Source organism: Rhizobium sp. 2MFCol3.1 (genome assembly GCF_000377565.1).
GTDB lineage: Bacteria > Pseudomonadota > Alphaproteobacteria > Rhizobiales > Rhizobiaceae > Rhizobium.
The window spans coordinates 132,334-144,934 of sequence record NZ_KB898369.1; the positions used below are offsets into that span (position 1 = coordinate 132,334).

Here is a 12,601-nt window from a genome sequence, read left to right on the forward strand (position 1 = left end):
CATGCAAAGTTAGACGCGTTGTATGGCGATATGGTGAAGAGCTGGTTCCGCTCAAAGCGATCGGCTCTTCGCCGCTTATTTATCCGAAGATTCGCAGATGCTGCCAAAAGGTCAAAAAATGGATACGAATAGTCGAAATCAGACTGCGATTTACGTGGGTGGCTTGCTACTTACTGGCGTTATTATTGTCGCCGGCGTGCTCTTCGCTGGGAAGGTGAATCCGAATCCCGAGGCTACGACGGTCATTATGCAGCGATAGGCAATCGAGGTCTACGATGTTGCAACTGCGGGAACATTTCGTCGCGACAGGAATTTTACTCCGCCGAGATAGTCTCCCAACGTCTTGCTCGGCAGTGGAGGGCCTTGAGCCCCTGTAACTCTCTCGGCTCTCCACACTCATCCTCTCGGAACATACAGTCGTTTAGCACGTTTTTAAGTCCGACCGCGCTTGCCAGCTTGCCGGCTTTGCCCTGACGCGGTTAAAGGGTGGGGAGCCTTACTGGGGCTCCCCACTTCGCACTGGAAATGCGTGACAGGAGCACCTGCGTGTCAGGATACGGCCCCACCCTTCGCCTTGCCTTACTGTTGCACCACCTGAACACCGACGAATTCATGCCTCTCCCGCCGGGTTTGGGGCGAAAAACGGTGAACGCTGCGGATAAAGCCGGGTTTGTCGACGTCCGCGATAGCTCGCGGTTCCCGTTGTGTCGGCTGACGGCAGCTGGTCTCGCTCACCGCAAGGCGAACCCATACCCTTTCGACTAGGATCGCAGGACGTGGCAGCAGAAGACCGCAATGCCTGATGCTGTTACAAGCCACGGAAAATCTCGGCGACGAACAGGCCATGTCTGCAGCCGCAACCTCTCCAAGATAGCGATCCTGAACCACTTGAAACCTCGAAAATCACATATTAGATTTTCGCTATAGACCACGACTTGACAGCGATGGAGGATGTTATGAGCCCTGTTGATGTTCTGTGGGAAAGCCCTGTGACGATCAGGCTGACAACTGGCCTGGAGAAATCATTCAGCAGCATCTCGGATGCCCTGGACTTTCTGGAGTTCGAATGGCCATCTAAGCGTGGCGCATATCACAATTCAGCGGTTGTTGCCTGCCGTAACGCTCTAAAGAAAATGACGCCTCCCGCCGTAGCGCGTGAGTACTTTTTCGCCGCCTGCCTTGAGGCGGGCTTCAAACCGAAGACGGTTACGGCCACTGGACTTGCAGCAACGGGTGGGTTTCATGCAAACGCGCTTCGTTCGCACCCTTAGTGGTTTGGCATCGTAAGTTCGGGATCAAGGCCTGTTTCGTGAACTGGACGAACGCACGTCCAGTTCGCTTGCATCGAACGTCTGTTTTTGTCTGCGCGGAGAAGCTCGAAGGGTTCCCGGGCTGTTTGCCAACGGATCAGATAGCGCAGACCGCACTCTGGTCCTGCACCTTGCGAAGCCCATCATAGGGTTCATGGCGCAGCTTCCGTCCCTCGCCAAGTTTAACCCATGGCCAAGCCTATTTGGTAAGGTGACTACTGTGCCCCTAGCCGGTACATTGAGGAGGCAACCAGAGGTCACTTTGCCATGGCACTCGAAAGCACACAAGTTAGAGAGCATATCCATCGAACGCTGGAAACGATGAACCGCCTTGATATGTCTGCCGACATTAGCCTGCGACAGCAGTTCTCCCAGATTATGGGAGAACAATATGAGGCGCTAATCGGCCTCAGCGTGGTCGAGTTGCGGCAGATGGCTGCTATGAGGGGGAGCAAGCAATAGATGGCGATCAGCTCGCATTCCGGATCTCGGCCATGTCGTCGGGGAAAATGTGCATGCCGGTAGCGTGGGCAGCGTCGACAAAAGCAGCACGGGCCGCAGCCGGCTCTGCCGCCATCACCATGGCATCGATCGACCGTGCGAGAGCACTGTGAAATCCCGGCTTTGTCTTATCCGGCCATTCCGACGTGAGAAACGCGATCATTTCCTCAACGGTCTCGACGCGAGCATGCTGCCCGGCGCCGCGGATCTCGACTTCGAGCGGCTCGATCGGTGTAAGGGAAAAGCTGGCCATAACGCGCTACCTCAGGTGACGGTGGATCCACATCAACTGTCGCCTAAGTGATTCGTTCCGAATCAAATCAAGGGCTTGTCAAAAAGGTGTGCCTCGTCGCATCATTCATGCATGAATGGGGCCTAGACACCAAAATCCAATTTCGTTCGAGATTTCATCGATATCGGGCGCCATACCGCCGATATCGGGAAGCGGCGTACACATTATCGGGGATGGCGAACTCACTGTGAAAGAACGCGCGGCCGCCAGACCGAAATTTCGGGAAATCCGAGACCGGTATGACTTTCGAGATCGGCTCTTGCTTGAAATCGGGCAGAAATTTATTTCCATAGGCCGGCATCATCCGATCGACAGACGAGTTGACCGCTACCATGACACAGCTCTGAACCGACCTATAACCGAAGTTGTATTTTTTTCGATCACATGAAATCCGCCAAGTCGCTTTCAACGTGTAAATAGATCGCTGTGATCAAAAACGGGTTGAAAGATGAATTCGGCGGATCAGAAGAAAGACGAGATTGAAGTCAACTATCAGTTGGGACGGCGTATCAAGATGGCTCGCAAGTCGCTTGGGTTGAGTCAGACCAATCTTGGGAATGCTCTCGGAGTTTCATTTCAGCAGATAGGAAAGTATGAGAGCGGCAAGAATACCATGTCTGTTCCAACGTTTCTGACTATCTGTAAAACCCTCCGCTTGAAGCCGTCAATGCTGCTCGACGATTACCTTGGACGAGAAAAATCATAACACATGGGAACGTTGGGGCGGGTCAGGGGTTATTAAGGCAGCCGCGCTCGTCCCCCGATTCCCGCGCGGTTGTTATCCCTCTCCAATTCACCTCGCCCTTGTGCGGGGTTTCTTTTTGATGCGGAGCTGCTGAACTTGCCCTGGTGATCAGATCAGCTTAGTTGGACTGTCGCTTAGGGGTTTGTTGAGACGCCTGAGCGACAGGCGAAGGGCGTTCTCCCAAAGATACCTTCGCCTTTCTAGCCGTCACTTCAAGGCGTGACTGGCTAGCCGGATCGGAAGACGTGATGATGAACTCGACGGCGGCGAAACAACGTGGATCGGGCTATCTTGCGTTTCGTCAAATCAATGCTTCCTAGCAACCCCAGATGCCTTTTCGATCGAATTCCATGGTTGACCGGTGTTATTCAATCGACTAAATCCCCGCCGCCGTGCTTCCTGTCCCATCTAGGCGGCAACGGGAGGGTCCGGCCTTAGTGGAGGGTCGGGCCCTTGCCGCCACCAGCGGCTTAAGAGGTGTCGAGGCGATTTCGAGATGAGATGTGATCAGCGCGGTCGTCGTTCTTGAAGATTGTCACCGTCGTTTCCATGGTCGGCCGGCAGCTTCTCAAACCCGGCGCACGCACTCTTTTTCGTCGCCTGCTGACAGCGCCTTGTGCAAAGCGCTTCGCGTCTTCGGGTCGGCATCGCAGTCCGCGTCAGGCCACGCGCTCTGCTGAAACTGGGTAACGGCGTTCGGCGCATAGCCGGAAGAACCAACGACAGGCGAACGAAGCGGTAGACGCGGTGAGCGAAGCCGTTCATGCCGCCGTTCCACCTCTTAGTGATCGTTTCGATGTCGCCCTGGTGGGCTCAACGATCGGGGTTGCGGCTCTGCCAATACCAGTGGCGCGAGACCTACTCTCGGATCGGTGTTTACAAGATCTGGCTTCGCGACAAAGTCAGGAGGGGTTGAACCCTTGGGCGAGGCACCAGCCGTGAAATGCCTGGTAATTCCCCTGCCTTGTCGGCTAGCCAGAAGAGCGCCCCATATAGAGCTTGCCATCTCCGTCAACCTGGGTAGCGTTGCCAAGATTTGTTCATGTGTCGCAGCGTTTCTGGGCGCCTGTCGGCCCCAGACCTCTCGGTCGAAGCGGAATTCGGCGCTCTCGTGCAATAGCTGGGCAAGGTACCGGACCGATCGGTGCGTTCGGTCGAGGCCATACCGGGCGCCGTAGCGATGGAGAGCCCTGAAGGCAGAGTTCATGTTCAGGCGTTCACGGCCCCTTCGCCCTCGCTCAGATGCGCGGCAGTTACGAGCACGGTCATGGAAACTTCGCTGTTTGATGTGAATTAGGGAATCGTTTACCGCTAGGCAGCTAACGATCGGATGTGATGGCCCTCATGGAGATTGCCTTGATCTGCAAAATTGCGTTGGCAGTCGCCGTGATCGCGCTAGTCGGCGTTGCCGTGTTTGAGGTCGACTCTCCATCGGCAGCATCGGCATGGCCAGAAATCCAGTCTCCGAAAACGAACAGGCTTCCTGCTGGGCCCACCAGGAACGCGCAAACTCAATAGCGGCAACAAACAGCCGCGGACGAGCACGGCGCGCCAGCTTTTTACGAGCACTGTGATCTCCAATGATTTCAGTGAGGGTTGCAATCGATATGCCGGGAAATGAGCCTCGACAAGCTTCACGCAAGTTTCGAGATGCTACGGGCATCCCAAGTTGAATGACGCGAGCATTCTCGCGGGTGATCATGAGGATCTTCGATGGCATACGACTGGAAAGGCGTCCGCACTCGGCGCATTCGGCGCATCAAGCTGGCGCTATCGTCCCTGATAACCTTGGCAATCTTATCCACGCCACTGATGGCCTTCGACTGGCTTTAGCCACTGACAGGTGTGGATAGTAACGATGCGCTAACCATGTCGGGCCTGACCGCTCGACGGCGATTAAAATGGGTGATTTGGCTAAGAGCGCCCCGCACACCCCTCATTGCTGCGGCGCACGAGATCCGGTGAGCGGACCCACGAGGAAAACGACCGGATCTCAAATATTCCCTCTCAACTGTACTTGAGACACAGTGAACGAGCCGCCGAACAAGGAGGTTCGAACGCTCGCGAAGAAACGCGATCGGTTCATTCTACTCTCTGATATGCAATGAAAGCTGCGTCGTTTACTGAGCGATAGCTACGGTCTATCGGTGATTGATGGTTGCAACGGATATGAGTTCGGAGGGCCTGCCTGAAATGAGGATGTCGAGGTCGGACGTGCGCTTGATGTCCTCGAGGTTTCGCTCGATGCCGTATGAACTCTGATCCGGTCGCCCGGTGGATGATCGTCGTCTTCTGTACGTCGTAGGCAACCTCACGCCCGAGGGGAGCAACCGCCCACTTCCGGTCAGTCTAGCCCGAATCGTAAATGTTGCTTGGATGCGGCGAATGCGGAGAACGCGTATCCGGACGTCGACGAGATCGACCAAGCCGACCAGCTGACCTTTTGATAAGCCGTGTATCTCGTCTTCGAGCTCTGGGTCGGTCAGCTGGGTGGTAGCGTCTAGCTCCTTTCGCTGAGCAGCAATTCCAGCGATGTTCCCGTCTCGGCATGTATGGGTGCGCTTGCCGGTGCGCTCGCGCCGCTCGCCGCACATGCCAAGTTTTTCACCGATAGCGATCAGCTGCAGATTGTTGGCGACGACAGTCTTGATGACCAGCGTTTGACCACCATCGGGATTTTCTCCCTCGGTCACAAGCATGCCTTGCCACTTCATAACCCGGATGTCAGCAAAGCCGATTTGTGATGGCGAGCTGTCGATGGCTTTCTCGGTAGCCTTGCGGCAAAACATTCTCCCTCTCCAAAAGCTGGAGACGCGTTGTGCGATGTCGTCTTTATGTTGTAAGCAAGATGAATTCCCGCCGTCAGGTTTAAAGCCAGCAGCATATGCGTCATCGGCTGTCTTGCCTTCTGCCACTCTTGCGCCAACTGCCGATGCCGTGCATTTTTTAGAACTGGTAATAAGTTTACCTCAGGAGACACCATGATCTGGGATTCGATAATTCTAGGAGCTTTTTCGGCGGCTGCGTGGCTGGGATCTGCAGTGATATCACCTGTTCTGAGCGAGACTTTTTGGGACGGGGCTCCCGCAGGTCTGATTAAGCGTCTAAAGCTCGGGTCGGCGCTTGATGCTGCAGGAGCATTTTTTGCAGCACTGTCTGTCAGCCTGCAAACATACGCCTGTACCCGATGAGCTGATTACACGTAAGCGCAAGCGAGGGCGTTTATTACTTGGCGAGCGCCAGCGCCTGTTTCACGCTAACCTGGGAGGGAGTAACATGAAATTAGGTGTCTGGAATGCGGCGCCACGGGCAAAGTCACCGTTGAACATTCGGTCTTCGATGCTGTGACACTCCCCTTTTTCGTTCCGGGCATCTGGGTTTTCGGAGACCGAAACATCATACATTACAAAATCTTAACCAAGCATTCATATTCAGTTAATTGCGCCAGTCCTACGGTCTTCTTCGTGTCAACAACGAGGACCATGAACGTGAAAATTCTCGCAAGCTCAGTCGCAGCCGCACTCGCTTTGGCTTCTCTAGCCGCTCCCATGTATGCTCAGGCAGCAAGCAATCACCGTGATTGGAAGCATGCTCATCCGCACAAGCAAGTCTGCCACACTGAGCGCCACAAGGTGAAACACCACGGCCGGTGGATTGTTAAGACGGTCAAAGTCTGCCGATAACAGTCTGAATGGCGTAGAGTTGCCCCGCTGGAAGGCGGGGCTATACGCTCGAAATGGCTCTCCAGTTGTTAGCGGACGGCTGCGGAGGGCTACCAGCCATTGAGATTTTCATTTTTCGCACCACTTATGGCTGATGAACAAATCAGAGACCAAAGCGCACATCACCCACATAGAATCCATGTCGATTATCGCTGCGCAGGATGCCGCGCGCGATAAGAAGACATCGCAGTTGCGGGAGCTACGCTTGGCTCGCGACGCGGAGAGGGCCGCGAGCGAAGAGGTGAAGCCAGTTAAGCCTAGACGAAAGCGAACCGCCTCGTAGCTTGGACACTGTGCGAGCGTATGAAACAGAAAGGCGGCCCGGAGGCGGCCTGATGTGCTGATCGCCCTATGCAAATCACCACAATGATCACTTTGTCCCGTTTAAGCCTGCCTTATGTAACACCACCGGAGACACGGGTTGTCGGTAAAAGGTTTTTCGCCAGTATCACTGCAACTGTTTGCACATGCATCGCATTTGCATCGGATGCCTGTTTGTTTCTTTCGGCGTAGCGAGCCTCTGCGGGGCCTTTCTCTCCTCAATGACGTGAACAGCCTTCGACAGTTCTGCGTTGCTGCGCTTGCGCGTCCAGCCGGCCACCGAAGCATCAAGAGCAGGTCACGAGTCTCCTCCTACCCGTCGGTGGTAAGACTGCTGATGCGGGCGATGACGCGATCGGTTTCGGGCAAAGGCCGTTTTTTTCCGGTACCTTTATAAAGAACACTTCTACAATGAGATTACGGGGCAAATGACAACGAGCGCACGAGCCAACGCGTGTCGCAAATGTTGAGCCTGTCGAGACGCCTCGCGCGCTCATCCCTTGACTGCCGTCTGCTCGACGGACGCTTTTCTTCGTCAGGAATTCGTTGCGCTGCCGGCGCTCCCACCCCTCAACGAAGATCTCCGGGTGGATTTACTCGTCCAGCGGGTTACCGAAAAGATCAGTCGGGGGGCTCTCTTTTGGCGCGCGCGACAGCGGTTCGTCGATCCGCCCGCCGAATGATCGAGCGCTGCCCGGTCGCCCTGACCAGAGAGCGAACTGGATTTTCTCTCCCGCTTTTATGTCGCGGTGGGCCACGAAATAGCCTCGGTGGTCAGGTGCACTATCATGTCCGGCTTTTTCATTTTCAAAAACGCAAACGTCGCCCATCCGCGGTTCAAAAGGCATGGTACTCCTCCAGGTCTTGCTGTGTGAGCGTCATCGTGATGGGGCGCGCCGCCTCGCCTCACTCTCCTCGCCTTTGGCGACCAGCCGATCCACCGCCGCAGTCCTAGCGATTGCAGATGATCTCGTTTCTGATGTGGGATCGATTCGTCAACGCATGGGTTCTCGTTGACATAGATGGCGATCATCGGGGGCCTCGGCAAGGCTAGGACTGCCCACGTCGCTTAGCGGATCTGCGCCATGTCTAGCGCACGGAACGTCAAAAAACCCTCATGACCCTCCCCTAGTATCGGTGTGAAACCGAGGAGGGAAAGATGGCCGAGAAGAGGTTCGAGAAAGAGAACGTGTCGCTGAGACGATAAGAAAATTGGCCGTTCCGGTCATGAAGCCCAAAGCGCTGATCGACGCGGTCAAGGCAAAACACCCCAACGCCTCCAAGAAGGACATAGCGCGCGCGGCATTTTTGACGGTGATTATGTCTGCCGAATATGATCCTGAAGACACTCAGGCGCTCATCGACATAGTGAGTGAGGCTGGTGATAGTCGCTTGAGCAAAGACGCCGGAGACGACGAGCACCAATGTCGCTGATCAAGCCTCAATGAATTGTCGCGCCCACGGGCGACGTTTTGACTTGCTCGCGTATTGACGCTACCAACCTTGCGCTCGATTTCACAATTTCGGCCGCGATCTCCGGATCGCCGCTTCCCACGTCGTACGCAAGTTCTTTGATGGAGGCAGCGGCGTTCCTCACCAGCGTGATTAGCGCATTCTTCTCACTGGGAAGTTGATACGCGAACTCCTCGAGTAATGTGCCGAACTTAATAAGGACGGCAGTGATCTCACGAGACGTCATAAAGAATGGCTTTAGATTGTCGGACATCCTCGCAGCTCTCTCAAAGCGCTTGATTTAAAATGGAAAGGTCGGGCGGATTTCTCGCGCCCGACCTTTCCCTTGCCTCGACAACAACCTCCTGACCTCCTTGGAAGTCGTCGGAAACAATTCAATGGATGACCTAGCGCGCAGCGTCGGGAATTCAAGCCGGCGACAATCTTCCTCGGTTGCGACGCGTGCCATTTCGGGGTTCTATCGCGGGCCGCCACACATTAACGACACGCGCCGCCTGGATAAATCTTGGGTCATTAATGACATCGTCCTACGAGGGGCAGAGGGCCAATCTCGCGTGCCTCATGGGCTTCCTCGCGATCGGTATCGGTCGCGGGGTGTGTGGAGCCTGTCAACGGACATTTACGCCTCAATAACCTTTAAGTAATGGCACGCTGCTATGATGACGGGCAGTGTGATGGCGAATGGATTAAATATGCTTCGAGTTTGGCATGGCCTGAGTTTCCCGGTTCTTACTTTGCTGAGCGCTTGCACCACAACCGAGCCTCTTGTGACAGCCTCCACAGGCCTGCCCGAAACTCCACGCCAAACCGATCAAGCTGTGATCGCCGAGACCGTGGGGCGTTCTGACGAGGGCATGCGCCCCCTGGCCTGGGCGAACCCTTCAACAGGCAGCGCCGGCGTCATTCAGCAAATTGGACCTGTCCTCGATGGAGGCCAAGGATGCAGGCAATTCATCAGCACACATCAGACGATCACTGGGAGTTCAACTCTCGACGGCGTCGCTTGTCCCTCGGGGAACAACCACTGGAAAATCAATGGCTAAATGACTTCGGGCCTGGCTGACGTCCTGTGCCGATGGAGCGACGCCAACGCTTAACCGTTTGCATAGGGTCTTCAGCAACGCATAAGCCTCACCCTTCCCCGACATTACTCGAGCATTTTGACCAGCTTCGGCGGCACGAGCATGGTCGTTGAACAACCATTACCGCCTGACCTAGCCAGTCCGTAGCCTTTAAACACTGGTGCAAGCGCTTCACGGATTTAACGCTAGCGCAATAGACAGCTGGCCACCGACATGCTCGTTCAGCTTATGGCTAAAAAACGCCCGGGTCGCCGCGGCGCTCTGAAATTTGGGATGCGTCGACTTGGGTGTCCCATCGAACGTGGGCGGCATCAACCGCAAGGTACCGTCACGGCGCACGATATGGGGCTACCGTGCCGCCAATGCAAAGGCAACCGTCGGCGCTTTCAGGTCTGCCAGCGCCCATACCTTTAGCTTGATCGCGCAGGCCTTGCCGACCGCCATGTCGCCGGCAAAAAAGCCAGACAGGACTGTTCCTATGTGGTTCGCGCCAAAGTGCCGCGGCTTGTGGGCTAAGGAGGGTCTGATATTGTGGCGGCTTTCGCGTTGCGAGGCGGACGCTCTCAATGTCCGCCTCCTTGGTCAACAAGCGGGCGACCACGACTTCAACCTTCGGAAGAATTGTAGCGGTCTGGACGTCTATAATTCAGTGCGCCTTACCGCCTGCCTCGCCAACAGCTTCGACAAAAATAACCCGAGCGTCATCGGCGCTCATTCGGCCGTCCAGAGCAGCCTTGCATGCCATCCGAGCACGTAGGAACTTGAGACCACTCATATTGGGCCATCGGTCGGTGAGGCAGGTCATTGCCTCGAACGGACCCCCAATCACCTTCTGTTCCTGATGTGGGAAATCGACAGAAACTGGTGCATTCCAAGTATTATTCGGCATTCGATCCTCCTAGTGACGCTGTACACATCTGCGACAGTATCTAGGGTGATGATCGACTTGGAACAGGAGCCTGTTCCCCTCGGTACGGTCCCAGACGGAACCCTCTAGAAGGGTCGTCACTTGCGAGACTTTGTCGAGCTGTTGACTCCGGCAAGAAAGGGAACATAGTAGGAACATAAAAGCAAACTGAGGATGATAGCGATGGCTAGAACGCCGATCGGGCAGCCACGGGCTGACGATGAAATAGGCACGTATTGGACCACCCCGAGCGAGGCATCTCTTGCGGAGGTCCATCCGCTACTCATGGCGGTTCTCCTTATGCTGCCGGGGCGCCAGGAATGGTCTGTGGTGTCGGTAGAGGCATATGACATGGGTTCGGGCGGACCGATTGGCTCGTTCGATATTGCTTTTGACCGACGCAGTGGCAGGGCGTGCGGCTACTTCAACACCGTTGGTTGCGATCAGGCAATGGACAAGCCTTTGTGGTTCCAGAGCTCCGGCGATGAGAGTAACTTCATCGAGGCATTTTACTTGCTCATGAGGGATGCCGGGCACGTCCTGTAAAGGAGCTTGCAGCCGAAATCGATTGCGGCGAGCGGCTCGCGCACGATCTTGCTCAGCATTTCGGGGGCGGATTTTGTGGTCTAGGAGCCTCGCCCTTGCCTCGGGCAATCTCAGCCGCTTGCTAGGCGAAGCGGTCGTGGCTTGTCATCGATGGATGGGCCGATCGCCGCCACCGTCGTCGCTCCCATGTTGGTCAATTGATGAATAGTGAGCATGCTCTCATAAGCGTCGGCACCACAGTTGCGGTCTGGTTGCACGACGTTGTCCACGATGCGAGCAAACGCGCAGGGCCTTCTGCCCGCTTGCTCAGGTCGAGATGGATTTGCCTTCGTACCGGACGCGGAAGTTTCGGCGCTGGAAGTCCTCCGCGAAGCAGACGAAGATCAACTCCAGATCATGGTCGGCATCTCGCTTTCCCAGGATGCTCAGTGACGCCACAATGACCCCGTTGTAGCCACGGGTGAGACGGAAGGCGGCATTACGCACCGCTGTTGATTCTGGATCTTGGCGATCCTCGCGTCGTTCGTATACGATCCAGAAACGGGCTACATCCCAAGTGAGGCGCAGCATGTCTGTAACCGTGGCTAAAAACTCTTTTGCACTCATCGAGGGCGACCAGACCAATGTTGTCTCTCCCGCGTCACTCACAGCGTTGAAGTAGCCGTCACACGGGCGGCCGGATGTAATCGCCTGCTCGATGACCTCGAATGCAGCGTTTTCGGAGATCGTGCTTTTAAAAAGGATGGCCATGGAATCGGTGCGGTGAAGTTGCTGCGTAACGATAGCTGGGGAAACGGACAAGGGCAACGCAGACCGCGACGGCTGAGCATGTACCACCACCGCCCGGCTTGGCGCCGCGGCGGTCTCCGTTATTGCCGGCGCGCTGTATTCCACGGTCATCCGTTTCTTCATTGCGGCGCGCTTTGCCGGAAGAGATTATCTCGCACACGTCGACTTTAGGGCGGTGATCGCTTCCGAGGCGCGTTGTCGGTCCTGCCAGCTTGCCTGAAGCCACGTCACGAACGATTGCCGGCTTCAAGCCGACCGATCAGCGGCGCTTGTTTTCCAGCGCATCCCACCGCCGTTGCTTGCGAGACTTGGGTTTCAAGCTCTTCCAGGTCCGATCCAGGAAGCGCAGAAACCGGGTGACATCCATCAGGCGATCGACGATCGAACTTAGATTGCCGAGCCGTTCGTTGATAATCTCATTGGCGGTGAGCGCGACTTCGGCAGGCCCGTACTCGGGAAAGTGCGCGGAGAGATCCGCATAGGGGTTGGACGCGTCGCGCCCGACAATGTTGATCTTGCCCTTGCGAAACATCAGGCGCAGCAGCACCTGTTCGAACGTCCAGTCGTGAACATCGAGAACCTTATAGCGCTCGCTGCGCTTCGACGAGAAGCCGGCAAGCGTTATCCTGGTGCCAAGATTGAGCGTTGTCAGCCAGAAGCAGAGCGCAAATCCCGTCGTCGGCACGCTGGCGCGAGGGTAGAACGGCGTGAAGACATCAGTCAGATCGAGGTGCCGGACATGAACATCGCCGAAGTCGGACGCCGGGCTGAGCTGCTCGTCGGGCCCGGCCTTGATGTTCACGACACCGTGGAAGGTGCGCGTGTCGAAATAGGGCAGAACCTTATCGACCTTGCCGCTCTTGACGAGATTGGCGCCCAGCGTTCCGCTTCTCGAAAACAGCATGGAATGGCG

At 56.0% G+C, this 12,601-nt stretch carries 14 protein-coding genes; 6 read left to right on the top strand and 8 right to left on the bottom strand.

Annotation, left to right across the window (positions count from 1 at the left end):
- The first annotated feature begins 956 nt into the window (after positions 1-956).
- Positions 957-1,271, top strand: a complete 315-nt coding sequence (locus D460_RS33850) for a DUF982 domain-containing protein (protein ID WP_018901450.1) — start codon at positions 957-959, stop codon at positions 1,269-1,271.
- A gap of 306 nt (positions 1,272-1,577) precedes the next feature.
- A complete protein-coding gene (locus tag D460_RS0125570) occupies positions 1,578-1,772 on the top strand; it encodes a hypothetical protein (protein WP_018901451.1) in 195 nt (64 codons plus the stop codon).
- 7 nt (positions 1,773-1,779) lie between these two features.
- Here the strand turns inward: D460_RS0125570 and D460_RS0125575 are convergent, their stop codons facing one another.
- Entirely contained in the window at positions 1,780-2,064 is a 285-nt protein-coding gene (locus D460_RS0125575) for a DUF982 domain-containing protein (protein WP_018901452.1), read from the bottom strand.
- Between the two features lie 487 nt (positions 2,065-2,551).
- Between D460_RS0125575 and D460_RS33855 the strand changes: the two genes are divergently transcribed.
- Entirely contained in the window at positions 2,552-2,809 is a 258-nt protein-coding gene (locus D460_RS33855) for a helix-turn-helix transcriptional regulator (protein WP_018901453.1), read from the top strand.
- A gap of 2,180 nt (positions 2,810-4,989) precedes the next feature.
- Here the strand turns inward: D460_RS33855 and D460_RS36915 are convergent.
- Together D460_RS36915 and D460_RS33865 are read right to left on the bottom strand one after the other, a co-directional pair.
- Complete coding sequence (locus D460_RS36915; RefSeq protein WP_245267807.1) at positions 4,990-5,763, bottom strand: hypothetical protein; 774 nt, start codon at positions 5,761-5,763, stop codon at positions 4,990-4,992.
- 1,721 nt (positions 5,764-7,484) lie between these two features.
- Positions 7,485-7,739, bottom strand: coding sequence for a hypothetical protein (locus tag D460_RS33865; RefSeq protein WP_018901459.1), 255 nt, complete (start codon positions 7,737-7,739; stop codon positions 7,485-7,487).
- A gap of 364 nt (positions 7,740-8,103) precedes the next feature.
- Here D460_RS33865 and D460_RS33870 point away from each other — a divergent pair, with 364 nt between their 5' ends.
- Entirely contained in the window at positions 8,104-8,325 is a 222-nt protein-coding gene (locus D460_RS33870) for a hypothetical protein (RefSeq protein ID WP_037112122.1), read from the top strand.
- Between the two features lie 7 nt (positions 8,326-8,332).
- On the opposite strand, the gene D460_RS0125615 is transcribed toward D460_RS33870, so the two are convergent.
- Positions 8,333-8,617, bottom strand: coding sequence for a hypothetical protein (locus D460_RS0125615; protein WP_018901461.1), 285 nt, complete (start codon positions 8,615-8,617; stop codon positions 8,333-8,335).
- A gap of 439 nt (positions 8,618-9,056) precedes the next feature.
- On the opposite strand from D460_RS0125615, the gene D460_RS35445 reads away from it, so the two are divergent.
- Complete coding sequence (locus D460_RS35445) at positions 9,057-9,407, top strand: RT0821/Lpp0805 family surface protein (protein WP_081619981.1); 351 nt, start codon at positions 9,057-9,059, stop codon at positions 9,405-9,407.
- Between the two features lie 387 nt (positions 9,408-9,794).
- Here the strand turns inward: D460_RS35445 and D460_RS36170 are convergent, their stop codons facing one another.
- Entirely contained in the window at positions 9,795-10,013 is a 219-nt protein-coding gene (locus D460_RS36170; protein WP_155947855.1) for a hypothetical protein, read from the bottom strand.
- Positions 10,014-10,092: 79 nt separating this feature from the next.
- On the bottom strand, positions 10,093-10,335 hold the full coding sequence (locus D460_RS33875) for a DUF982 domain-containing protein (protein WP_018901463.1): 243 nt from the start codon (positions 10,333-10,335) through the stop codon (positions 10,093-10,095).
- Between the two features lie 201 nt (positions 10,336-10,536).
- Here D460_RS33875 and D460_RS0125630 point away from each other — a divergent pair, with 201 nt between their 5' ends.
- Entirely contained in the window at positions 10,537-10,899 is a 363-nt protein-coding gene (locus D460_RS0125630; RefSeq protein ID WP_245267808.1) for a hypothetical protein, read from the top strand.
- Between the two features lie 306 nt (positions 10,900-11,205).
- Here D460_RS0125630 and D460_RS0125635 read toward each other — a convergent pair whose 3' ends face one another.
- Positions 11,206-11,649 (bottom strand): hypothetical protein, encoded by a 444-nt coding sequence (locus D460_RS0125635; protein WP_026283537.1) that lies wholly within the window; start codon positions 11,647-11,649, stop codon positions 11,206-11,208.
- 298 nt (positions 11,650-11,947) lie between these two features.
- Positions 11,948-12,601: hypothetical protein (locus D460_RS36535; protein ID WP_018901466.1), on the bottom strand; the 654-nt coding region annotated here is incomplete at its 5' end.